Source organism: Luteibacter sp. NPDC031894 (genome assembly GCF_050273135.1).
Classification (GTDB): domain Bacteria; phylum Pseudomonadota; class Gammaproteobacteria; order Xanthomonadales; family Rhodanobacteraceae; genus Luteibacter.
In genome coordinates this window covers 741,269-764,657 of record NZ_JBNNMV010000002.1, presented here as the reverse complement: position 1 = coordinate 764,657, position 23,389 = coordinate 741,269, and the positions used below count along the sequence as shown (strand labels likewise).

The window sequence follows — 23,389 nt, the reverse complement described above, 5'->3', positions numbered from 1 at the left end:
CACGGTGCTTTCACCCTACGTCGCCAACCATCCCTCCATGAGCCTCCAGGACTACCGCCGCAAGCGAAACTTCGCCAAGACGCGCGAGCCGACGCCCGACGATTCCGCACCGGGTGGCAGCCGCGCGATCTTCGTGGTGCAGCTACACCACGCATCCCGCCGACACTTCGATTTCCGTCTCCAGGTGGGTGACGTACTGCGCAGCTGGGCGGTGCCGAAAGGGCCGAGCTACGACCCGAAAGTGAAGCGCCTCGCCGTGGAGGTCGAGGACCACCCCGTGTCCTACGCCAACTTCGAAGGCGAGATCGAGGAAGGGTATGGCAAAGGACACGTCGACCTCTTCGACCGTGGCGTGTGGGCGACGACCGGCGATCCGGAAGCGCAGCTGCGCAAGGGGCACCTCACCTTCGAGCTGTTCGGCAAGCGCCTGAAGGGCAGCTGGCACCTGGTGCGCGGCGCGAAGAAGGAGCGCCAGCCCGCCTGGTTCCTCATCAAGGCCGAGGATGCGTACGCCGGCGACGTGGAAGCCGACGACCTGCTCGACGCGAAGATGCGCGAGAGCACGCGCAAGGCGGCGACGACGCCCGCGCTGCGCGCCGCGGCGAAGAAGTCCACCTCGCGGAAGAAGGCGCCGCCGAAGGCACGGCGGGTGCCCCTGGCCACGCTGACGAAGTCCGCCGCCGCGCTGGAAGGAGCGCGCAAGGCGAAGGCCGACAATGCCTTCTTCGCGCCGCAACTCGCGCGACTCCGGGAGACGCCTCCGCAGGGCGACGACTGGGTACATGAAGTGAAATGGGACGGCTATCGCATCCTCACCGGTGTCGCGGGCGGCGAGGTGATGCTGTGGTCTCGGAATGCGCTGCCGTGGAACGAACGCGCACCCGAGATCGCCCAGGCGATCGAGGCGCTCGGCCTCGACAGCGCCCGGCTGGACGGCGAACTGATCGCGCTCGACGCCGAAGGTCGCAGCGACTTCAACGCGTTGCAGCGCACGCTGTCGGGCGAGATGCAGGCGCCGCTGGTCTACATGCTCTTCGACATACCCTACCTGCAAGGCTACGACCTCTCGCGCACGTCGTTGGTCGAACGCAAGGCATTACTCGAACGCCTGCTGGCGCATGCCCCGCCGCACCTTTCGTACAGCTCGCATAACGTGGGCCACGGCGACGACGTGTTCGCCATGGCGATGGAACAGAAACTCGAAGGCATCATCTCCAAGCGCGCCGATGGGGCTTATCACGGCGGCAGGGGTGACGACTGGCAGAAGATCAAACGGCTCGAAAGCGACGAGTTCGCCGTGGTGGGATACACGCCGGCGAAGGGTTCACGCCTTTCCTTCGGCTCGCTGCTCCTGGCGAAACCGGACGGCGACGGCGGGTGGACCTACGTCGGTCGCGTGGGCACTGGCTTCACTGACGAGATGCTCCGGGAACTGGGCAAGACGCTGGCAAAAGGCGGCTCGAAGAAGCCGACCGTACGCATCGAGGCGGTCGACCCGATGTTGCGGGGCGCACTGTGGGTGCCGCCGACCGTCGTGGCCGAGGTGTATTACCGCGGCATCGGCAACAAGGACCTGTTACGGCAACCGAGCCTGAAGACCCTGCGCGTCGACAAGTCGCACGACGACCTGCGCGATTCCGACCGCGGCACGGCTGCACCCGCGGCGCCCGCGAAGAAGACGGCGCGCGCCACGAAGAAGAAGGCCGCGCCCAAGGGTCCCGGCGCGGACGCCGTCGTCATCACGCATCCGGATCGCGTGGTGTTCCCGGACGACGGCATTACCAAGCAGGAGGTGGTCGACTATTACCGCGCGGTGATGCCGTGGCTCCTGCCAGCGATCGCGGATCGTCCGACCTCCACCATTCGTTGCCCCGGCGGCATCGGTGCGCAGTGCTTCTTCCAGAAGCACGTGATGGCGGGCCTCGAACACGTGGGCACGGCCAGGTTGAAAGAGGAGACCGGCGCGCAGGCCGTCTACCTCTACCCGCGCGACGAAGCCGGGCTGATCGAGCTCGTGCAGTTTGGCGCCGTCGAGTTCCATCCGTGGGGATCCCACGTGGATGCGCCCGACATCGCGGACCGCGTCGTGTTCGACCTCGACCCGGGGGAGGACGTGGAGTGGTCGCGGGTGGTCGCGGCGGCGCGCATGGTGCGTGGCCTGCTCGACGAATTAGGCCTCGTCTCGTTCCTGCGCACCACCGGCGGCAAGGGCCTGCACGTGGTGGTGCCGCTGAATCCCGGCGCGGACTGGGATACCGTGAAGGCCTTCGCGCGCGGCTTTGCCGAAGCCATGGCGGCGCTGCATCCGCTCGAGTTCGTGGCCACGTCCACCAAGCGATTCCGACGAGGGAAGATCTACGTGGACTACCTGCGCAATGGCCGCGGCGCGACGGCCGTCGCCTCGTATTCGTTGCGTTCTCGCCCCGGGGCACCCGTGGCGGTACCGCTGCGCTGGGAGGAGCTGGGCAAGGTCAAATCCGGCAACGCATTCGACCTGCGCAGCGTCCCCAAGCGCCTTGCCCGGCTGAAGAAGGACCCCTGGGAAGGCATCGATACCGTCCGCCAGGACCTGGCCGCGGTGAACGAGAAGCTGGGGTCGTAGCCTGCCCTGTACACTGGCCGCCTCCAAGACAGCCCTCAGTCCATGCTCGCTTCGCTTCCCACCTTCCTGCGTGTCCCGCTCGTCTGCGCCCTCCTCTTCGTCAGCACCGTCCTACACGTGCTGCCGTTGTTCGTGCTGGCGCTGCTGCGGCTGTTGGTTCCCGTGGCGGCCGTGCAGAAAGGCATCGGCGCCGTGCTCGTGCGGATCGCGGAAAGCTGGCTGAGCATCAACGGCTGGCTGTTCGGCGTCTTCACCCGCACGCGCTGGCAGGTCGAGGGCGTCGACGGCCTGCCCTTGCATGAGAATTTTCTTGTGGTCTGCAACCACCAGAGCTGGGTCGACATCCCTGCCCTGCAGAAGGTGTTCAACCGGCGCATTCCCTTCATGCGCTTCTTCCTGAAGAGCCAGTTGATCTGGGTCCCCTTGTTGGGCCCGGCGTGGTGGGCGCTCGATTTCCCGTTCATGAAGCGCCACTCGCGGCAGCAGCTCGAGGCGCGCCCGGCGCTGCGTGGCAAGGATCGCGAGGCGACGCGGCGGGCCTGCGAGAAGTTCCGCCACCTTCCCGTGTCGATCATGAACTTCACCGAGGGCACGCGGTTCACGCAGGCCAAGCACGACGCCCAAGGCTCGCCGTACACGCATCTCTTGAAGCCGAAGGCCGGTGGCGTGGCGTTCGTGATCGACGCCATGGGTGAAGCGATCCAGCACATCCTCGACGTCACGATCGTGTACCCGGACGGTCCGGTCACGACGATGGACATGCTGGCGGGCCGCATACGCGAGATCCGCATCCATGTGCGGCGGCTGACGATTCCCCCGTCGATGCGGGGCGACTACGACAACGACGCCGCTTTCCGCGAGCGGTTCCAGACGTGGATCAACGACCTCTGGGCAGAGAAGGACGCGCGGATAGCGGCCATGGCCTCTCGTGCCCAGGTTCCAGCCTAGAAGCCCGGTTGCGGCCTAGCGGCCGGATTCCTTGGCCAGCTGCTCGTCGAGGCGCTTGCGGCCCGCATCCGCGTAGGTCTTGCAGGTCTTTCCCACGGCCTGGTCGGGGTGCGGCGCGACGAGGATGTCGCAGGGCAGCGCCGCCACGCGATCGAAGGTTTTGCGGAAGTCGGCCACGAAGGCCGGATGGTCGCTGTAGCGGTAGCCGTCGGCGGCCAACGCGGAGAGGCTGTCGACATAAGCGATCGACTTGCACGTGCCGCCTTCGCAGGATTGCCATGTCCATGCCGTACCGCCCACCGTGTGACCGGGCGTGACATGCGCGGTCAGTGCCAGCGGCCCCACGCGCAACACCATCCCGTCGGTCACGTCGCCGATGGCCTCGACCTTCGCGTAAATCCGCACGTCGCCATGTTGCGGATCGCTATCGTCGTCGCCGCCCTGGCGTAGCTCCTTCGCGCCCGCCGCCGTCGCGCGGACCGTCGCGCCACTGTCCTTGGCCAGTCGGGCGATGCCACCGGCGTGGTCGAAGTGCGCGTGCGAGTTGAGGATCAGCTTGATGTCCTCGACGCGAAAGCCCAGCTTGCGGATGTTCGCTTCGATCCGCCCGACGTTTTCGTCCATCGGCCCGTCGATGAGTACATGACCCTGCGGCGACGTGACGAGGATCGACGAGAGGCCCTTCGTGCCGACGTAGTACGTATTGCCGAAGATCACATGCGGCTCCGCCGGCTGCGTCCAGGGCGCCGTGTCGACGGCGAAAGCGGGCAGGGCGGTGCAGGCGGCAAGGGCGAGCAGGGTGCGACGCATCGATTCGGTTCCGCTGGGAAGGGAGGCAGGCAGGATACGGACAGGCGGGGGCGCTGTGGGGCCGGTGTTATGGCCTTGCAGGGGCACGTCCGGGTACGCGCGGCTTGCGCCTGCGCGCGCGCCAGAACAGGAAGCCGGTCACCAGCAGGAACATCGGCAGTGTGCCGGTGACGCAGGCCACGATGCGCCACGCGAGCCCGCCCACCGCCGCGGAATGGATCGGAAACAGTGCATTCGCGAGACGGCCACCCGGCCCCAGCTTCGTCGCGTCGTCGCCGCCGAGCACCGTCGCCGTCACGGGGTCAATCCAAAGCGAACTGCGCCCGGCGAGATTCCACTCGCCGGGCCGGCGGACCCGCAGCACAAGGGTCCCGTTGTCTTTCGACGGCAAGGTCAGGCGGGTGAGCTGCGCGTCGGGTGCCGCCGCCTGTGCCGCGACGAGCACCGCCGGCCAATGAATGGTGCCGCGCGTGGCGATCGTCTTCGGCGGTCGCGCCGGTGCCGGCTCCCCGAACGCGGAAGCCAGGCCGCTGCGCACGGCCCCCCGGTACGCCATCGTCGTTCCGGTGCCGATCATCACGATCAGCAAGGGCAGGGCGACCACGCCAACGAAGCGGTGCAAGCTCGCCCAGCGCAGGACCGGCGGCCGCGCGTGGGGCTTGAGGTGCCTCAGGGCGCGGTGCCGGCCGGGCCAGTACAGCCAGACGCCCGAGACCAACATGAACAGACCGACGCAGGCGACGACTCCCAGTACGGTCTCGCCGACCGAACCGGACAACAGGTGCGTATGCCAGTCGAGCAGGATGAGCAGCCCGTCGCGCGACTTTGCCCGGTGTAGCAACAGCTCGCCCGTGCTCGCGTCGAAATAGCGGCGGTCGCCACCGCGTTCCATGGCTTCCCACACCGGCAGGTCCGCGTCGGGCAGGGAGAACGCACGCGCCCTGCTGCCTTCGTCGGAGGCGAGGATCGCCTGCAGCGAGCGGCCCTGCGCCGCAAGGTCGGGAAGCGGCCGCGCCACCATTTCGGGGTGGCCCGCGCGAAGCAACGGCTGCTCCCACAGCAGCACGCTGCCGGCGAGCGTCACGAGCGCCAGCAGGATACCGAGCGTGAGGCCGAGCCACAGGTGCAACGTCTTCAACGCATGGCGTACACGGCGCGGCGGGGGCGTCATGTCAGAAGTCCACCGAGGCCTGGACGAAGTACGTACGCGGCATGCCGACGTAGATGCCGTCGTTGTTGTCGGTGGAACGCGTGAAGTACCGCTTGTCAGCGAGATTCTTCACGCCGGCTCCGATGCGAAGGTTCGAGAGGGATGGCCCGAAGGCGTACTCCGCGCGCGCGTTCCAGGTGGTCCAGCCAGGGATGTCGCCCAGGTCGCCTTCGGGCGTGGGCTCGGTGACGTACTCGGTGGGATTGGCGGGATCGAAACTCGGCGAGCCCGGCGAATGCTGCCGCGATTGCGAGAAGGCATCGAGGTTGAAGGTCCATTGCGCGATGCCGTAGCGCAGGCCGAGGTTCGCCGTGCGCCGGGAATAGAACGGCAGGTCGCGCCCCTCGAACGAGCCGTGCTTGTAGAACGCATGGGTGTATGTCGCCGTGCCCCACAACGTGAGGCCGCGGAGCGTGTCGCTGAACTCACCGAGATCCACGTGCGCCGCGGATTCCACGCCCTTGTGCGTCGTGGCGCCCAGGTTGGTCCAGCCATCGTGCGAATCCGCCACGCCCGGGAGCTTGCCGACCAGCTGTAGCTCGTGGTCGAAGTTGATCCGGAACAGCGTGATCTCGCCGCCCCAGGCTTTCGTGTCATAGCGCGTGCCGATTTCGTACGTGCGCGCCGTCTCCGGTTCCAGCCCGGCGGCGAACTGGTTGTTCGAGTCCTTCTGGCCGATCTGGAAATACTGCAGCGAGCCGAACGATGTTTCCGCGTTGGCATAGAGCCGCAGTGCGTCGGTCACGTGATAGATCACGTTGAGCGACGGCAGCGGCTTGGCGTAATCCTTCCGCCGTTCCGTCGGCCCCTTCACCACCACGGTGCCTCCCGGATGCGCTTGCCATTCGCTGTCGATCCGCTCGTAGCGGATGCCCGGCGTGATGGTCCAGTTGCCCGCGTTGATCGTGTCGTCGAGGTACAGGGCGTGGGCTTCGTTGCTGCCCGTGTTGTCGCCGGAAAGCACATACGGTCCGTCGTACGGGAAACTGTCGTAAGGCGTATAGGACAGGCTGAAGTTGTACTTGGCGTTGCGCAGCGTGCGCTCGTGCATCGCTTCCTTCGTGTAGCGATAGCCGATGCCGAGCTCGTGCGTGACCTGTCCCCAGTCGAAAAGCTGCGAGTAACGCGGCTCGATCGCGAACACGTGGTAATTGCGCGGGTAAGCGTTGAGCTGGTGCGCATAGCTGCCGTTGGCGTTCTGCGTGATCGTTTCGATGTGGCTGCCGCGGAAGCTGTCCGAGTAGTACGACTGCACCTCGAAGCTGTGGCGGTCGTCCACGTGGCTGTACTTCAGCACGTAATCGGTGCGGCGGCCGTGGAAGTCGTCGAACGGCCGGCGCGACTGGAACGGGTCGGCGTCGTAGTCGGCCTGGGTCAGGCCACCCGGCATCCCGGCCTGCCCGTCGTAATGATGGATGCTGCCGGTGAGCGTGTCCTCGCTGCCGAGGGCGTACTTCGCCTTGAGCATCACGTCGTCGATGCTCTCGTTGTCCTCGCGCTCACGGAAGCCCGGACCGTGCAGGCCGTTGTAGAGCAGCGCCACGCCGAGGCCGTTGCTCGCCGTACCGCCGACGAAGGCATTGGTGTTCGTCCGGATGCCGCCGTGTTCGGCGCCCTGGAACTGCACGCCGGCGCTGCCGCCGAAGGTTTCGGGGATGGCGCGGGTCACGAAGTTGATGATGCCGCCCACGTTCTGCGGCCCATAACGCACCGATCCGCCGCCGCGGACCACGTCCACCGCCTCGACATTGCCCAGCCCCACCGGCGCCATCGAGACCTGCGGCTGGCCGTAAGGCGCCACGGCGATGGGCACGCCATCCAGCAGGATGGTGGAGCGAGGGGAGAGGCGCGAGGTGAGACCGCGCACACCGACGTTCAGCGAGACGTCGCTGCCGCCCGTACCGTTGCTCTCCTGGACCTGCACGCCGGGAATGCGGCGCAGCGCGTCGCGCAGGTTCACCGCACCGGACTCGCGCAGCTCCTCGCGGCGTACGACGGTACGGGCACCGGGATGGTCGGCCACGGTGTTGAGGGCCGCGTCGCCCAGCCAGTCCCCGACGACCTTCACCCCTTCCAGTTCAGCTGCTGGCGGGGGCGGAGCCTCCTGGGCCATCGCGGGGCACGACACGACGCCGGCAATGGCCAGGGCAAGGACGGTGGGACGGAAACACATCGGGCGTGGACCTTTGGTTCGAGCAAAGACCGCCATCGTAGGTGCGAATGATTATCAGATCAAATACGCTGTCGCTTCGACCGCCATTGCGGGCCCTTCTTTCAGAATCATCGGAAGCACTCGGTACGGCCTACGCCTGTCGGCCGACCTCCGCGATCAGGCTCTGGCGCGGCCTACAGCGCCTGATAGCAATAATCTATTGCTATCGTTATCCACCTTGTTGAGCATTCCCGCTGGTTCTAGCCAGGAATGCTCCCATGCGCCCATGGAAGGCGGCGGCCGCCGTTGTCGCCACATTTTGCGCCCTCGCCGCCGCGACATACGGCTCGGGCTACTTCATCTATCTGTTCCTCGGGCTCGACGGCTATCCGCTGCAGTGGACTACCGCCTGGCACTACATGCAGGCCCTCGACCAACCCGCCTACCAACCGTACGCCTGGCGCATCAAGTCGGGGCTTGTCGCGGGCTGCGTGTTGTCCTCCCTTGCCTGGGGCGCGGCACTGGTCGCGCTCATCAGGCACGCACCGGTTGAGGCATCCACGCACGGCGATGCCCGGTTCGCGACATTAGGCGACCTCAAGAAAGCCGGCCTGCTGACGCGAACCGAACAAAGCATCCTCATCGGCAAGTACAAAGGGCGCGAGCTCTGGCTCGGCGGCGCCCAGCACGTGATCGTCATCAGCCCGACGCGCTCGGGCAAGACCACCGGCGTCGCCATTCCCGTGCTCCTCACCTACCGGCATTCGATGGTGGTGCTCGACCTGAAGGGCGAACTGCACAAAGCCACGAGTGGTCAGCGCGCAGCGATGGGCCAGCTCGTCCTGGTGTGGGCGCCTTACGAGGAAGACGGCAACACCTATCGGTTCAATCCGATGACGCTATTTGCCGACATGGCCCACGGCAAGCGTATCGGCGAGATCCAGACCATCGCGGCCATTCTCTATCCCGACGCACCGGGGCAGGACCCGTTCTGGACGTCACAGGGCCGCGCCGCCTTCACGGCATTCACCTCCTACCTGTTCGAAGCATGGCAGCACGGCCTCGCGTCGCGTGACGGCGCTGACGCGGACCCGAACGCGGCACCGGACTATCCGTCCTTCGAACGCATCCTGCGCTTCTCCAGCGGGGACGACGACGTCGGCACGAAGGCACTGTTGCAGACCATCCTCAAGGATCCATGCCGCAGCTTCGTCAGTCCGCAGACACGCACCGTGTTCAGCAACCTCGCCGGGCTGTCCGAAGATACCTTCTCCTCGGTCATCGCCACCATGCAGGCCCCACTGCAGCAATTCCTGAATCCGATCCTTGCGGCGGCGACCAACGCGACGGACTTCGACATCCGCAGCCTGCGCAGACGACCGACGACCCTCTTCGTCAACATTCCCACCAACAAGCTGGACGAAAGCAGCAAGCTGCTGAATATCTTCTTCAGCACGGTGATCGGCAACAATCTGGACAAGCAACTCGGCGAAGACCCGGCACTGAAGTACCAGGTGCTGATGCTCATGGACGAGTTCACGGCCATGGGACGCGTGGACGTGTGGGCCAAGCGCATCTCCATATCGGCCAGCTACGGCGTACGCGACCTCTGCATCGTCCAGAGCCGCTCTCAGCTCCGCGCGACCTACGGCGACAACGACGCGCAGAACTTCATCACCAACCATGGCGCGCAGATCGTGTTCGCACCGCGCGAACAGTCCGACGCCAACGAGTACAGCGAGATGCTGGGCTACAGGACGGTGCGTAAGCGCCAGCGCAGTACGAGCCGCGGCGGTGGCGGGAATCAGGTCTCCACCAGCCATATGGACGAACGCCGCGCGCTGCTCCTTCCCCAGGAGGTCAAGGAGCTTCCGACGGACGACGAGCTGATCTTCTACGAAGGCTGCAAGCCGATACGAGCGAAGAAGAACTGGTTCTTCAAGGACAAGACCTATCGTGCGCTGGCTACCCTGCCGCCCACCACGATCGCCCGGCACACGAGCCCCGCCTCGCCTGCCGACGCAGTGCCAACCGTGACACCGGAGAGCACGCGGGCTCGATTGGCCTTAAGCCGATGACCCACGTCCTCTGGCATACCAGGAAGACAGCATGAACGACGAAAGTGATTTCCTCGAAGGTGAAGGTGCGCGGGCGTCGTCGCTTAAGTCCGTGCACAAATTGTCGGTCCGCGATCCACATCACGATCTGCAATTGCTACGCGACCTCGAGATCATCAATGCGCGCACCGAGGCGGAACTGGGGAAGCTGCCGCATGGCGGTGTTCCCGTGACGCCAAGCGTAAACCGCGGATATCCGCGCCCGCGTCGCCGGAGCCCTTGCGGCAAGGCATGCGCGGCGATGAGGTAGCTTCACTGCAGGCACGACTCGCCCAACTGGGTTACACGGACATGCTCGGCAAGCCATTGCGCGCCGACGGACTCTTCGGACCCATCACGCGGCTTGCGCTGCAATCGTTCCAGCACGACAGCGGCCTCGCTGCAGATGGAATCGCGGATGGCGCCACCGTCGCGGCGTCGAGGCGGGTTGTTCGGGAACGGGCTAATCAGGCAGCGGGGCGAATCGCGGTTACCTCGGACAGGACATACGACGTTGACTGACGTCCACGGTCAATACGACCACCGAAACAGTGGCTTGAGCGCGAACCTCGCCGCCTTCACCGACCGCGCGCGCCGTGCGTTCGCCGTCAGCTCATTACGGCGGGCGGGCGACATGAGGAGAGAGCGCGGAGCCCATTTCCTCGGGGGCGGCAAAGCCTTGATGGCTTTTCTATTCACTCTATTCGGAACAAACGACGTCATGAGCACTGAGCACAGACAACGGAAACCAGAACTAGTGGCGGGCGTGTTAAAGATACCGTTCTCCTCGCACAACTTCTCCGCGGCGTGCTTTGACACGCTGTCGTGCCGGGTTACCTACAACGGTCGCTATGTAGCAAAGAAGGATGAGCCCTCTCCTCCGCTGACCGAAGCTATCCGCGGAAATCTCGACGGAAATTGGGGTGGCATCGATAACTTTCCTTCACCTGCTCACGTTGTCTGGACATCAAAAGATGGCTCGGCTCACGAAGCGTAAATCGACATCGGCGAAATCTTTGCAGACCAGTGTATTCGCTACGGCCCGGAACTGGATATCGGCGACGTCCCTCTTGACCAATACATCTTGGATCCTGGGATTGTTCTGGTCGTCAATGACCGAACCATCAGTGTGTATATGAAGGCAATGATTTTCCTGCGCCACCAAAGGACACCAGGAAACCGGTACAGCAACTTTCGTAAAGACCTCGTATTGGTTTTCACTAAGGACTACTGAGAGAGAGCACGGACGTGGTTGAAAAACATAAGATGGGCCGGGACGGCCTGCTACACGATGGAGTTCGAGCAAATCCGGTTACCCCTGCCGATCACGGATGGTACGCCGCTGCGGGCTCGGAACTAGCGGCATTCTCGGTTCCAAGGATGTTCGATACAGCTAATCCCCATGCACGACTGTTCGTAGCTAACTTCGACGGCACGGGCAATGATGTAGTTTCCGACCGCGAACATGTGACTAATGTCGGCACATTGCATCTTCAGTTAGAAGAACTTGGTCGCAACGAACCGCGGGTATGGTCGCGCTACGTTGAAGGTCCAGGCACCCAACAGGGATTCGTCGCAAGAACGTGGGACGGTGTCACCGGCCGGACCTACGATAAGCGTATCGAGGAGATGTACCACCTGCTCCTCGACAAAGCCAGAGAGTGGAAAGGCGAGGATCCCGATGCCGACATTCGCGTCATCACGACAGGCTTCAGTCGCGGCGCGGAACAAGCGGCGGGTTTTGCGCGGCTAGTACACGAGCGGGGCATCCAGGATCCCGAAGGCCTTCGAGTCAAGGAACGGACGCCGGGCCGCGACACCACCCAATGGACACTACCCCCGCTCGTCCCACCCGGTAAAACCCTCATTACCGAGGTCCTCTATGACCCCGTCGGCACCGGCCGTCCGCACGATCGCAACCGCACGCCGCCGCCCTCGGTCGTCTCGGGGCTGCAGATCGTCGCGCGCGACGAGCGGCGCAACGCGTTTCCGTCCTCGCAGATCCTGCCCCAGGGGCGTTCCGGCGACGGCCGCTTCCTCGGCGTGACCGTGCCGGGCTCGCATTCGGATATCGGCGGGAGTTATCACCTCGATGGCCTGGCGGTGCTCAACTTCAACCTCGTGGCCGACTTCATCAATGCACACAGCGATATCCCGCTGGTGACGAAGCAGCCGGAGCCGGCCGATCCCCGGCACTATGTGATCCATCGTTCCGAGGACCACCTGATGGTCTATCGCACTACGCGATTCGAGCGGGAAGGTGTTCGCGACGAACTCGGATCACAGGTTTCCCCGCCGCATTGCCGCCTGGTCGAGATCTGTCCGCCGCCCGAGCCATTCGATTCATCGTTGGCGCCGCTCGTCGGGCAGCGTCATCCGGTGTCGATCGGCCCCCTGCCGCCTGACCGCGCAGCGGACGTAGCGTTCGATCGGCCGATGCAGGATTCGGCGCTGGATACCCACTGGGGAGCATCGCGCGATCCGATCATGGCTCCTCCTCCCATGGCGCGCCGGACCAGCATGCTCGAGGAACCGCCTTTCACGCCCTTGCGGCTCGATCCCGTGCCGATGGCGCCGGAAGTGGAGGCGAGGGCGCTTCGACACGGCATGCACGGCGAAGACGTCTCGACGTTGCAGGCGCAACTGGCCCAACTTGGCTACACGGACACGCGCGGGCGCCCGCTACCGGCGGACGGCCGCTTCGGCGACCTCACGCATGCTGCCGTGGATCTCTTCCAGCGAGAGCACGATCTCGCGCCGGACGGTATCGCGGGCCCACGCACACAAGCTGCGATCTCCGAAGACGTCCGCCAACGTGCGCCCACGCACTCGCGTGCCGAACCGGCGATGCCGCCTCTCGCGGCCTTGGACCGAAATGATCCGCGCCACTCCGATGCCCCGCAGCACGATCTTTACAGCGCCCTGCAGGAGCGCGTACCCGATGCTTCCGAAAATCGCCTGCTGCAGTTCACCGCGGCATGCCACGAGCACCGGATCAACGCTCGCAACTTGGGTGACATCCACCTCGACGAGGCGAACCTGACCATCAGCTTCCATGGCCAGGGCTGGCTGGCGACACCCGCCAGTGTCGACTTGAAAGTGCCTTCACCCGAACCGGAAGCGTCGATCCAGCATTTGCACCAGACCGACGCGTGGCAACAACAGATCTCGCAGGACATCGCGCAGAGCGCCCAGATGAGCATGGGGCACTCGCGATGACCGCGCCGCTGTTCTACGTCGGCCAGTGGTTGTGCAGGATGCACTGCACGAAGTTCGTGCGCTGGAACTGGGGCTCCTTATAGGCCATCACATCCGCCTTGACGTTGCCGAAGGTCGTGTCAGGCTTGTTGCGGATGCCGTTGTAGAACGCGTTGACGATGTCTTCCTTGAAGGCCGGACCACGCGGATGGATGTCGGCGACCTTCACGCGGTCCGCGGTGTCCACGTTCTCGAAGCCGAGCCCGAGCACGTCCATCTCCACGCCTGCCGTCAGCAGCGCGATCTCGGGCTTCATGTAGGGCGGGACGCCCGGTGTGGTGTGCAGCGCGATGGCCGTCCACACGAGGTCGATATCGGCCTCCGAGACACCCTTGTCACGCAGGAACTGGCGGGCGGTGTCCGCGCCGTCCACTTCGAAGCGCTTGTCCTTGCTGGAATAGTTCGGGGTGAGGCCCATGTCGTGGAACATGGCGGCGGCGTAGAGCAGCTCCGGGTCGTACTTCAATGCCTTCGCCTCGCCTGTCAGCGAGGCGAAGAAGAAGACGCGACGTGAATGGTGGTAGAGCAGGTCGCTTTCGGTGTCGCGGACAAGCTCGGTGATCTCGCGGGCGAGGGCACTGTCGGGGACGGCGATGCCGGCGACGCGTTCGATGGTGTGCATGGCGGTGGACCGTGTCGTGGAAGGTAGGGCTATTGGAATCCCGCGCGCCGCCGGCGTGATTTGACGTGAAGTAGCAATTCCTGCCAACATGCGCGCCATGCAGACGCCGCCCCTGATCGTCGCCATCCTCGCGCCGCCCGGCGTGCAGATGCTTGACGTTTCTGGCCCTGCGGACGTCTTCGCCGAGGCCAACCGACAGACGGGCCGCGAGGTGTACCGCGTCGTGACCGTGGGCACGGCGCCCTTGGCCGTCGCGGCGTCGTCGGGCATGCGCTTCCTGCCTGATTCCACCATCCATTCCGACCTCGACCGTCTCGATACCTTGCTGGTGGCGGGGTCACCGGATATAGCGACCGCGGCGATCGACCTCGGTGTCGTCGCCTGGATGCGGCGCCAGGCCGGACGGGCTCGACGCTATGGCTCGATCTGCAGCGGCGCCCTGCTCTTCGCCCGTACGGGCCTGCTCGACGGTCGACGGGTCACCACGCACTGGAAGGTGGCCGGGCTGCTGGCCGAGCGCCATCCCTCGCTGAGCGTGGAAGCCGATGCCTTCGTCATGCGGGACGGCCCGGTCTGCACCGCGGCCGGGGTCACCGCAGGCATGGACCTGGCGATCGCCCTGGTCGAGGAAGACCTCGGCCGTGATGTCGCCATGGCCGTCGCCGCCGAGCTGGTGGTCTTCTTCCGCCGCCCCGGCGGCCAGCTGCAATTCAGCCGCCACGGCGAGGCCGCACCGGCCGGACGCGGCGCCCTGCAGGAGTTGCAGCGGTATGTGGCCGCGCATCCGGGAGAAGACCATTCGGTCGGCTCCATGGCGGCGAGGATCGGGATGAGCGCGCGCCACTTCGCCCGGATCTTCCGCCACGAGGTCGGAATGACGCCGGCCGACTTCGTCGAGGCCATGCGCGTGGAGGCGGCGCGGCGCCTGCTGGAGGATGGCCATGAATCGCCCAAGCGAGTCGCGGCCCACCTCGGCTACGCGGACACGAACGGCCTGCGCCGCGCCTTCATGCGCCGGGTCGGCGTCACGCCCGCTGAGTACCGAAAGCGCCACGCCCACGCGCGCGCCTGACGGGTCCATTCACACGGGTTCGACCGCGCCGGGGAAACCATGGGATGGAACCCGCCGAAGGAGCCGCGATGAAAACCCGCCGCGTCTACAGCACGCCCGACATGACCCTTGCCCGTCGGGCCTTGAACGCCGCCCGCGAGGCCGGCGTGCCGGATGACGACCTCTCCCTGATCGCCCGACACGACATCGAACTGGACGACATTCCCGAGGATCGCAAGGACGACCATACGGACTTCAAGCCCGCTGCCGTGCGCGGTGTCGCCCAAGGCGGCGCCGCCGGATTGGTGACGGGCCTCGTGGCCATGGCGTTCCCGCCGCTGGGCGTGACCATCCTCGGGGCGCTGGGTGCCGCGGTGGCAGGCGCGGCGGTGGGTGGATGGTCCGGCGCCCTCATGGGGTCCGCCGTGCCGGATCCAGTCCGGAGCAAGTTCGAAGGCGAGATCGAAGCCGGCCGGATCCTGGTCGTGGTGGATGGCGACGGTGCGGAAGGCGAGCGCGCCGACGCGGCCATCGTGGCCACCGGTGCCACACCGTTGCCCTTCGAGCAGCCCACGGCCCTCAGCTGAGGCCAGCCGAATAGCTACAACTCGATAATGCCGCGCCGTAGCGCGATCGCCACCGCGTGTGTGCGGTCCTTCGCCTGCAGCTTCGCGAGGATGCTCTTCATGTGGGCCTTTACCGTTTCCTCGGCGATGCCGAGTGCGCTGGCGACATCGCGGTTGGCTTCGCCACGCGCCACGTGAGTCAGCACCTGCGTCTCCCGTGGCGTGAGTTCGTCGTCGTCGGCGTGCCCTGCCATGTCCTGCGCAATTTCCTCCGGAATGCGCTTCTTGCCCTGCATGAGCTGCTGGATGGTCGCCAGCAAATCCTTGCGAAGTTCGCTCTTCAGCAAGTAACCCTGGGCGCCCGCCCGGAAGGCGCGCAGGGCCTGCACGTCGCCCCGGTACGTCGTGAGCACGAGGATCCGCGCGTCCGGGTACTCGGAACGTATGGCTTCGATCGCCGCGATGCCGCCCATGCCCGGCATCTGCAGGTCCATCAGGGTGAGGTCGGGCAGGTGCTCGCGGTAGCGTTCGATCGCCTCTTCGCCGGTGCTCGCCTCAGCCACTAGCTCGAGCCCTTCATGCCCCTCGATCACCGCGGCGATGCCTTCGCGCAGCAAGGGGTGGTCGTCGACGGTCAGGATACGGATGGACGGCATGGCCACTACGCGGGAAACTCGGGACCGCGAGTATCGCCCAAACGTTTGGCGGTCCGCTTGTACGGGATCGTCAGTGGGTATCCACGACGCACCTTCCACTCCACTCCTGCGAGCATCGCGCCATGGCGACGAAACGCGTTCGAGGCAAAGGGTCGATCGGCACCATCCGCACCGGCATGGGCGGCTGGGTCTTCCCACCCTGGCGCGGCGTTTTCTACCCCGAAGGCCTCGTGCAGAAGCGCGAACTCGAATACGCGAGCCGGAACGTCGCGGCGATCGAAATCAACGGCACCTATTACCGTGCACCCGACGCCTCGACGTACGAAAAGTGGGCGGCGCAGACGCCGGAGGGCTTCATCTTTTCGGTGAAGGCGCCGCGGCTCATCGTGCAGGCTCGTTCGTTGGCCGGGACCGGGCAGCGAATGCGCAGCTTCCTCGATGGCGCGGTGGCGCTTGGCGATCGCCTCGGGCCGCTGCTTTGGCAGTTCATGCCGACGCGTCGCTTCGATCCCGATGACATAGCGGCCTTCCTCGATCTCCTGCCGGAGAAGCACGGGGGCCTGGCATTGCGCCACGCGGTGGAAGTGCGCCACGAGAGCTTCATGGACGAGCGCTGGCTGGAACTCGCGCGCGAGCGTGGCGTGGCGACGGTGTTCACCGATTCCCCCAAGTACCCTTCGTTGGCCGACCTTACCGGGCCGTTCGTCTATGCCCGCCTGATGCGCAGCGTCTCCGACGAAGCCAACGGTTACCCCACGGCCGCTCTGAAGAAGTGGGCGGTACGCGCGAAAACCTGGGCGGACGGAGGCGATCCCGCCGAGCTTCCGCATGTCGGGGCGCCGTCGCCAGACGGTGCGCCCAAGGACGTCTTCGTCTACTTCATCTCGGCGGCGAAGGAACGAAATCCCGCGGCCGCGGTCGCACTCGCGAAGTTCGCCGGCAACGCATAATCCATCCTCCCTACGACCGGAAGCTCCATGGACCGCCTCATCCAGAACTACCTCATCGACCTCTTCGCCGATAACAGCATCGTCCTGGAGCCGGACGAAGACTGGCTGCTCACCGAAGGCGAAGACTTCCCCGCCATCCGCGGTATCTGGCACGAAGGCAAGGACGGCGGCATGGGTCGCCTCGACATCGATGTCGTGCTCGACGAGGAACGGACCATCGAGGAAAGCTTCGGGGGCATCGGCACGGGCAAGGAAGGGTGTCGCGATGCGCTCGACAGTTTCGCGCGTAACGATTTCCACGTGGTGCTCGCCGCATGCTGGCACGTCGTGAACGGGCGCAAGCTGGCCGTGCGCGAGCTTACGGCCGGTGGACAGCGCTTCACCGCCTATGTCGGCGATTTCACGCTACGCGGCGAGAAGAACGCGCCGATGGAAATTCCGGAGGACGGCTTGTCGGCCCTGGAAGCCGCCATCGCCACCGCGCCGCTCAGTGCGGACGTGCATTGGATCCGCGTGTTCTACGGCAACGTGGGCGACGGCAAGACGCAGATCGAAGTATTGCTGGACAACGAGCCGTGGGCCTCCGGGCATAAAGCGATCGCCTCGGTGGAGTGGCCGCAGCACGACCGCTATTACAGCCTGCGCAATTTCATCGCCCTCGTGCCGGCGGATTGATCGGCTCCCGCCAGGTCGCGGCAAGCACCCATCGCCGACAGGGTCGGCTTCCACCGAGCGAAACTCCGGCACGGCCAGTCGAACTCAGAGAACCCAGTCCTCGGGCTTCATGATCGCGAAGAGGCCGCCGCGGAGGGTTCGGCGGCCTAGTCGCAGCACTTCGGCATCGCGTGAAAAGAGCACTGCCGCGCCCGAAGCGGCGGCCAGTTCCAGGAACTTCTGGTCGTCGCCGTCACGGCAACGCGGCGGCTTCGTCGTGGCCTCGGCAGTCGGCAGCAACGTCACCAGCGCATCGAACCTCGCGCCCGCGGCCGCCCGCTTTGCCTCGTCCAGCTTCAACAGCGGATAGCTCAGCACGGCCAGCCATTCGGCACGGCAATCGGCGCGCGTGACCGCCTCCACCTCGCCCGACACCAGCGCCGTGACGAGGGTCGCGGCACGCGGATCGTCGAAGACGAAGGCGTCCAGGCAGACATTGGTGTCGAGGACGACGCGCACCTGTTCAGGCGGCAAGTTTCGCGTGCTGCTCGGCCACGATGGTGTAAGAGCGCTTGCGTGCCTCGTGGTCGAAGACCTGCGCGGTGATGATGAGTTCGTCCGCGCCGGTGCGTTCGATGAACGCCGAGAGGCCTTCTCGTACCGTATCCGGCGAACCGACTACGGCGCAGGAGAGCGCATGGTCCACCTGCGCCTTCTCCATCGGCGTCCACACGCCGTCCATCGAGTTCACCGGCGGCGGCAGCTGGCCCGGCGCACCGCGGCGCAGGTTCCAGAAGGCCTGCTGCTGCGACGTGAAGAGGCGCCTCGCCTCCTCGTCCGTGTCCGCGGCGACGACATTGATGCCGAGCATGGCGTATGGCTTCGCCAGCACGCCGGACGGGCGGAACATCGTCCGGTACACCTCGAGCGCCTTCATCATCAGGTCGGGCGCGAAATGCGACGCGAAGGCGAAAGGCAGGCCGAGTTCCGCCGCGAGCCGGGCGCTGAACAGGCTCGAGCCCAGGAGCCAGATCGGAACGTTCGTGTCCATGCCCGGCACAGCGCGCACCGTCTGGCCCGGCTGCTGGGGACCGAGGAAGAACTGAAGTTCCTGCACGTCGTCGGGGAAACGGTCATCGCTCGGTCCGAGCGCGCGGCGCAAGGCGCGCGCTGTGCCCTGGTCTGTGCCGGGTGCGCGTCCCAGGCCGAGGTCGATGCGGCCTGGATAGAGCGAGGCGAGCGTGCCGAACTGCTCCGCGATCACCAGCGGCGCATGGTTGGGCAGCATGATGCCGCCGGAGCCGACGCGTATGGTTTTCGTCGCTTCCGCGATGTAGCCGATCACGATGGCGGTCGCCGCGCTGGCGATGCCGGTCATGTTGTGGTGCTCGGCCAGCCAGTAGCGATGGAAACCCAGGGCCTCCGCGTGGACCGCGAGGTCGCGCGAATTACGCAAGGCGTCCCCTGGCGTGGCGCCACGGACGACGGGGGAAAGGTCGAGCACCGAGAACGGAATCATCCGGAAACACCTCCAAGTGGGTGGCGGACGAACCGCCAATCCGTCCCACATGGGATCGGCGCACCATGGAAACAATCCGTTCCCGCGAACGATGCTTCACGGGCGCGATGGAAGAGGAAAATACACCCATCCACTCATCCAGTCCGGTAATCCCGGAGGAGCATCCCATGATCGACGTCCGCCGTTTCGATAGCCTGGGCGGTGCCAACCACGGTTGGCTCGACGCGAAGCACCATTTTTCGTTCGCCTCGTACCACGACGCCAAGCGCATGGGTTGGGGCGCGTTGCGGGTGTGGAACGACGACACCATCGCCGCCGGCACGGGTTTCCCGCCGCATCCGCATTCGGACATGGAGATCATCACCTATGTCCGCGAAGGCGCGATCACCCATGAAGACAGCCTGGGCAACAAGGGCCGCACGGAAGCGGGCGACGTGCAGGTGATGAGCGCCGGTACGGGCATTCGTCACGCCGAGTACAACGCCGAGCCGGAGGCAACCCGGATCTTCCAGATATGGATCATTCCCGATGGCGAGCGGAAAGCGCCGTCGTGGGGTACGCGCCCGTTTCCCAAGGGCGAGCGCTCGGGCCGCTTCGTCACCCTGGCCAGCGGTATCGAAGGCGATGGAGACGCCCTGCCGATCCGTACCGACGCCCGCGTGCTCGGCGCGAGCATCAAGGCCGGCGAAACGGTCGAGTACACGCTCGCCCCGGGTCGCTACGCCTATATGGTGCCCGCCGTGGGCTCCGTCGAGGTGAACGGCATCACGCTCGGCAAGGGTGACGGTGCTGCGATCCGCGACGAGACGACGCTGCGTGTTACGGCGGGCACCGACGCGGAACTGGTGCTGGTCGATACGACCGCCTGACGGACCGGCGGCGCACCGGGGGTATGCTGTGGGTCATGACGACCCACGGCACGCCCCACCTCGACAACCCCATCCTCGACACCGACAGCTACAAAGCCAGTCACTGGCTGCAATACCCGCTGGGGACGGACGCCACGTTCTTCTACGTGGAATCGCGCGGCGGCAGCTACGAAAGCACCGTCTTCTTCGGCCTGCAGGCGGTGCTTAAGTCGCGCCTCGGCCAGCCGGTCACGCATGCGCACGTGGACGAGGCGCGCGATTTTTTCGCCGCCCATGGCGAACCATTCAACGAAGCCGGCTGGCGGCACATCGTCGATACCCACGGCGGCCGCATGCCTGTGCGTGTGCGCGCCGTTCCCGAGGGAAGTGTCGTGCCGACGCACCAGGCCCTCGTCACCATCGAGTCCACCGATCCACTGACGTACTGGTTGCCTTCGTACCTCGAGACCCTGCTGTTGCGGCTCTGGTATCCGGTAACGGTGTCCACGATCAGCTGGCAGGCGCGGCGCACGATCCTGCATTACCTGGAGCGCAGCTCGGACGATGCGGCCGGGCAGATCCCCTTCAAGCTGCACGACTTTGGCGCGCGTGGCGTATCCAGCGCCGAATCCGCGGGCCTGGGCGGCATGGCGCACCTCGTCAACTTTCTCGGCACCGACACGGTGTCGGGCGTGCTCGCCGCACGTGCGTATTACGGCGAACCGATGGCCGGCTTCTCCATCCCCGCCGCGGAGCACAGCACGATCACGAGCTGGGGCCGGGAGCACGAGGTCGACGCTTATCGCAACATGCTGAAGCGCTTCGCACGCCCCGGCTCGCTGGTCGCGGTGGTTTCCGACAGCTACGACATCTTCCATGCGATTTCCGAACTCTGGGGCAAGACACTCCGTGACGAGGTGGTCGCCTCAGGCGCGACGGTCGTCGTGCGACCGGATTCGGGCGATCCGGTCGAGGTCGTGCATCGCTGCGTGAGCCTGCTCGACGAGGCCTTCGGCAGCACGGTGAACGGCAAGGGCTACCGCGTGCTCAACCACGTGCGCGTCATCCAGGGCGACGGCGTCAACCCGGAGAGCATCCGCGCGATCCTCGAACGCATCACCTGCGCAGGCTATTCGGCGGACAACCTCGCCTTCGGCATGGGCGGCGCGCTGTTGCAGAAGCTCACGCGCGACACGCAGAAGTTCGCGCTCAAGTGTTCCGCCGCCCGCATCGATGGGCACTGGCGGGACGTCTGGAAAGACCCCGTGACCGACCAGGGGAAAATGTCCAAGCGCGGCCGCATGACCTTGCTGCGCCACCGCGAATACGGCAGCTATCGCACCGTGCCACTGCCGGACGATGCGATCTCGTTACCGCCCGAAGCCATCGAGCCGGGTTGGGAAGAGGCGATGCTCACGGTGTGGGAGAACGGGGAACTGAAGCAGGAATGGTCGTTTGCGGAAATACGCGAGCGCGCCGCGGCGGCGCGCTAGAACCTGTCGTGGATCAGTTCTTCCGCTTCATCAACCCGTGCGTGAACAGGTACGCCGCGGTCTGGTAGTACGTGATCGCGTCCTTCGCATCCACCGGGTCGGGATGCGCCACCGGCGTCGCGTCACCTGTCGTGCGTTCCGGCAGCATCTGCTTCACCGGCATGCGCGGCACCAGCGACGTGAGACGGTCGCCGTGCAGGTAGCCGAGTTCCTGGTACGTGCTGAGGAAAGCGCGTTCGCGACCGGGCTCGATCCTGAAGAGGTCGTACCCGTAGAAGCGCGAGGTGTAGCTGAAGCCGAGCATGCCCAGGACCGTCGGCGGGATGTCGATCTGGCTCATCAGCCGATCCACCCGTCCAGGCTGCACGTGCTTCGGTGAGTAGATGAAGAGCGGGATGTGGTAACGATCGACCGGCAGGCTGGTCTTGCCCGCGCTGGTGGCGCAATGGTCGGCGGTGATCACGAAGATCGTGTCGTCGAACCAGGGCTTCGTGGCGGCGCGCTTCAGGAAATCGGCGATGGCCCAATCGGTGTATTGCACGGCGGCGCGGCGCGAGCCCTGGCGTAATGACACCCGCCCCTCGGGGAATGTGTACGGCCGGTGGTTCGAGGTGGTCATCACGTGGCCGAAGTAGGGCTTGCCCTCCGCGTACGCCGCATCCATGCGCTTCATGACCAGCGTATAGAGGTCTTCGTCGGCCACGCCCCACACGTTCTCCGCGTGGATGTCCTTGTCGTCGATCGCACTGCGATCCACCGCCGTGTAGCCATTACTGGAGAAGAAGTGGTCCATGTTGTCGAAGTAGCCGTAGCCGCCGTAGAGGAACTCGGAGACGTAACCCTTCGTATTGAACACGTCGGCGAGGGACCAGAGGTTCTCGTCGTTCGGCCGCTTCACGATCGACTCGCCCGGTGTCGGCGGCACCGATAGCGCGAGCGCCTCCAGTCCACGCACCGTGCGCGTGCCGTTCGCATAGAGCTGGGTGAAGAAGAGGCTCTTCGCCGCCAGCGCGTCGAGGTTCGGCATCAGGTGCTTGTGCTTGCTGACGTCGAGCCCTTCCACGTAATCGCCGGACAGGCTCTCCACGCTGATCAGCACGACGTTGAGCTTTTTCTCCGGCCGGTCCGCCGTGATCGTGCGGGTGATGTCACGCGGATCGTTGCTCGTGAACGCGGCATCGGGTGTCTGCAGCAGGCCGCGGAGGTTCGCGAAGGCCTGGTCGTCGGGCAGGGTAGGGTAGTACTTGGCGTAGTCGAGTTCGTTTTCGCGGAACGCGGCGAAAAATTGGTAGATGCCGTTGCCGGCCAGTTCGTTGACGTAGTTGTTGCTCGAGCGATCCTTCATGGCGCCTGTGACGGCGAAGCTGACGGCCACGGTCAGCACCAGCCAGACCCCCACCACGGCCGTGCGCCCCAGGAAGCGGGACCCCTCGTCGCGAGCCGCGAGCGCGCGACGACTCAGGACCATCACCACGAACGTCGCCGCGACCAGGAGCGCGGTCCATGTGGCGATCGGGTAGGACTGCTGGATATTGCCGACCACTTCATGCGTATAGACGAGGTAGTCCACCGCGATGAAATTGAAGCGCGCGCTGAATTCGCCCCAGAACACCAGCTCCGCCGCCCCGAGGTAGAGCACGGCGAAAGCCAGCACCGTGCACAGCCCGAAGAAGGCGCGATGCCCCCAGCGGGAGAGATAGGCCCGGCGTGGCAACAGCCAGAGCACCAGCACCAGGGGCCAGGCGAAATAGATGAAGGTCACCACGTCGTAGCCGAAGCCGACGGCGAACAGGTACAGCCACTGGCCCAGGTCGAACGGCACCTCGTGGCGCGTTTTCACCAGGAGGATGAGGCGGACGAGGAAGGCGGCGCCAACGAAAAGCACGCCAAACCAGAGGAGGGGGCGGAAGCGCTGGCGAAGTGCGCCGGCGGCCGGGGAGACGGATGACATGGA

The 23,389-nt window shown here is 65.6% G+C and carries 21 protein-coding genes; 13 read left to right on the top strand and 8 right to left on the bottom strand.

The annotated features are described in order from the left end of the window. The first annotated feature begins 37 nt into the window (after positions 1 to 37). Together ligD and ACQKIE_RS09350 are read left to right on the top strand one after the other, a co-directional pair. Positions 38 to 2,602: a DNA ligase D gene (gene ligD, locus ACQKIE_RS09355; protein WP_427458225.1), complete on the top strand. Its 2,565-nt coding sequence runs from the start codon at positions 38 to 40 to the stop codon at positions 2,600 to 2,602. 42 nt (positions 2,603 to 2,644) lie between these two features. Continuing rightward, positions 2,645 to 3,550 (top strand): acyltransferase, encoded by a 906-nt coding sequence (locus ACQKIE_RS09350; RefSeq protein WP_427458223.1) that lies wholly within the window; start codon positions 2,645 to 2,647, stop codon positions 3,548 to 3,550. A gap of 15 nt (positions 3,551 to 3,565) precedes the next feature. On the opposite strand, the gene bla is transcribed toward ACQKIE_RS09350, so the two are convergent. The 3 genes from bla to ACQKIE_RS09335 all read right to left on the bottom strand — a co-directional run bounded on the left by bla (position 3,566) and on the right by ACQKIE_RS09335 (position 7,743). Beyond that, on the bottom strand, positions 3,566 to 4,360 hold the full coding sequence (gene bla, locus ACQKIE_RS09345) for a subclass B3 metallo-beta-lactamase (RefSeq protein WP_427458221.1): 795 nt from the start codon (positions 4,358 to 4,360) through the stop codon (positions 3,566 to 3,568). A gap of 67 nt (positions 4,361 to 4,427) precedes the next feature. Beyond that, positions 4,428 to 5,531 carry a PepSY-associated TM helix domain-containing protein gene (locus ACQKIE_RS09340; protein WP_427458219.1) on the bottom strand — a complete coding sequence of 368 codons (1,104 nt, stop codon included), beginning with the start codon at positions 5,529 to 5,531 and terminating at the stop codon, positions 4,428 to 4,430. Between the two features lies 1 nt (position 5,532). After that, the gene (locus ACQKIE_RS09335; protein ID WP_427458216.1) at positions 5,533 to 7,743 is read right to left on the bottom strand and encodes a TonB-dependent receptor family protein; all 2,211 of its coding nucleotides are present in this window, start codon (positions 7,741 to 7,743) and stop codon (positions 5,533 to 5,535) included. Between the two features lie 257 nt (positions 7,744 to 8,000). Here ACQKIE_RS09335 and ACQKIE_RS09330 point away from each other — a divergent pair, with 257 nt between their 5' ends. The 5 genes from ACQKIE_RS09330 to ACQKIE_RS09310 all read left to right on the top strand — a co-directional run bounded on the left by ACQKIE_RS09330 (position 8,001) and on the right by ACQKIE_RS09310 (position 13,037). Next, the gene (locus tag ACQKIE_RS09330; RefSeq protein WP_427458214.1) at positions 8,001 to 9,800 is read left to right on the top strand and encodes a type IV secretory system conjugative DNA transfer family protein; all 1,800 of its coding nucleotides are present in this window, start codon (positions 8,001 to 8,003) and stop codon (positions 9,798 to 9,800) included. Positions 9,801 to 9,831: 31 nt separating this feature from the next. Beyond that, positions 9,832 to 10,089: a hypothetical protein gene (locus ACQKIE_RS09325; RefSeq protein WP_427458212.1), complete on the top strand. Its 258-nt coding sequence runs from the start codon at positions 9,832 to 9,834 to the stop codon at positions 10,087 to 10,089. After that, positions 10,071 to 10,340, top strand: a complete 270-nt coding sequence (locus ACQKIE_RS09320; protein ID WP_427458210.1) for a peptidoglycan-binding domain-containing protein — start codon at positions 10,071 to 10,073, stop codon at positions 10,338 to 10,340. The genes ACQKIE_RS09325 and ACQKIE_RS09320 overlap by 19 nt, the downstream gene beginning before the upstream one ends. Before the next feature lie 34 nt (positions 10,341 to 10,374). Beyond that, positions 10,375 to 10,815 (top strand): hypothetical protein, encoded by a 441-nt coding sequence (locus tag ACQKIE_RS09315; RefSeq protein ID WP_427458208.1) that lies wholly within the window; start codon positions 10,375 to 10,377, stop codon positions 10,813 to 10,815. A 269-nt stretch (positions 10,816 to 11,084) separates the two neighbouring features. Beyond that, positions 11,085 to 13,037 carry a peptidoglycan-binding protein gene (locus ACQKIE_RS09310; protein ID WP_427458206.1) on the top strand — a complete coding sequence of 651 codons (1,953 nt, stop codon included), beginning with the start codon at positions 11,085 to 11,087 and terminating at the stop codon, positions 13,035 to 13,037. A 13-nt stretch (positions 13,038 to 13,050) separates the two neighbouring features. Here ACQKIE_RS09310 and ACQKIE_RS09305 read toward each other — a convergent pair whose 3' ends face one another. Continuing rightward, entirely contained in the window at positions 13,051 to 13,698 is a 648-nt protein-coding gene (locus ACQKIE_RS09305) for an HD domain-containing protein (RefSeq protein WP_427458204.1), read from the bottom strand. 97 nt (positions 13,699 to 13,795) lie between these two features. Between ACQKIE_RS09305 and ACQKIE_RS09300 the strand changes: the two genes are divergently transcribed. Both ACQKIE_RS09300 and ACQKIE_RS09295 read left to right on the top strand, forming a co-directional pair. Then, positions 13,796 to 14,770 carry a GlxA family transcriptional regulator gene (locus tag ACQKIE_RS09300; RefSeq protein ID WP_427458202.1) on the top strand — a complete coding sequence of 325 codons (975 nt, stop codon included), beginning with the start codon at positions 13,796 to 13,798 and terminating at the stop codon, positions 14,768 to 14,770. Positions 14,771 to 14,838: 68 nt separating this feature from the next. After that, positions 14,839 to 15,336, top strand: coding sequence for a hypothetical protein (locus ACQKIE_RS09295; protein WP_427458200.1), 498 nt, complete (start codon positions 14,839 to 14,841; stop codon positions 15,334 to 15,336). Between the two features lie 14 nt (positions 15,337 to 15,350). Here the strand turns inward: ACQKIE_RS09295 and ACQKIE_RS09290 are convergent, their stop codons facing one another. After that, a complete protein-coding gene (locus ACQKIE_RS09290) occupies positions 15,351 to 15,971 on the bottom strand; it encodes a response regulator (protein ID WP_427458198.1) in 621 nt (206 codons plus the stop codon). 122 nt (positions 15,972 to 16,093) lie between these two features. On the opposite strand from ACQKIE_RS09290, the gene ACQKIE_RS09285 reads away from it, so the two are divergent. Continuing rightward, entirely contained in the window at positions 16,094 to 16,921 is an 828-nt protein-coding gene (locus ACQKIE_RS09285; protein ID WP_427458196.1) for a DUF72 domain-containing protein, read from the top strand. A gap of 27 nt (positions 16,922 to 16,948) precedes the next feature. Further along, a complete protein-coding gene (locus tag ACQKIE_RS09280; RefSeq protein ID WP_427458194.1) occupies positions 16,949 to 17,596 on the top strand; it encodes a DUF6348 family protein in 648 nt (215 codons plus the stop codon). 84 nt (positions 17,597 to 17,680) lie between these two features. Here the strand turns inward: ACQKIE_RS09280 and ACQKIE_RS09275 are convergent, their stop codons facing one another. Next, positions 17,681 to 18,109: a putative toxin-antitoxin system toxin component, PIN family gene (locus ACQKIE_RS09275; protein WP_427458192.1), complete on the bottom strand. Its 429-nt coding sequence runs from the start codon at positions 18,107 to 18,109 to the stop codon at positions 17,681 to 17,683. Beyond that, a complete protein-coding gene (locus ACQKIE_RS09270; RefSeq protein WP_427458190.1) occupies positions 18,099 to 19,094 on the bottom strand; it encodes an LLM class flavin-dependent oxidoreductase in 996 nt (331 codons plus the stop codon). Before ACQKIE_RS09270 ends, ACQKIE_RS09275 begins: the two co-directional genes overlap by 11 nt. A 167-nt stretch (positions 19,095 to 19,261) precedes the next feature. On the opposite strand from ACQKIE_RS09270, the gene ACQKIE_RS09265 reads away from it, so the two are divergent. Together ACQKIE_RS09265 and ACQKIE_RS09260 are read left to right on the top strand one after the other, a co-directional pair. Further along, entirely contained in the window at positions 19,262 to 19,963 is a 702-nt protein-coding gene (locus ACQKIE_RS09265; RefSeq protein WP_427458188.1) for a pirin family protein, read from the top strand. Positions 19,964 to 19,998: 35 nt separating this feature from the next. Then, positions 19,999 to 21,435 (top strand): nicotinate phosphoribosyltransferase, encoded by a 1,437-nt coding sequence (locus ACQKIE_RS09260; protein ID WP_427458186.1) that lies wholly within the window; start codon positions 19,999 to 20,001, stop codon positions 21,433 to 21,435. Positions 21,436 to 21,448: 13 nt separating this feature from the next. On the opposite strand, the gene ACQKIE_RS09255 is transcribed toward ACQKIE_RS09260, so the two are convergent. Further along, on the bottom strand, positions 21,449 to 23,386 hold the full coding sequence (locus ACQKIE_RS09255) for an LTA synthase family protein (RefSeq protein ID WP_427458184.1): 1,938 nt from the start codon (positions 23,384 to 23,386) through the stop codon (positions 21,449 to 21,451). Positions 23,387 to 23,389: the final 3 nt, after the last annotated feature.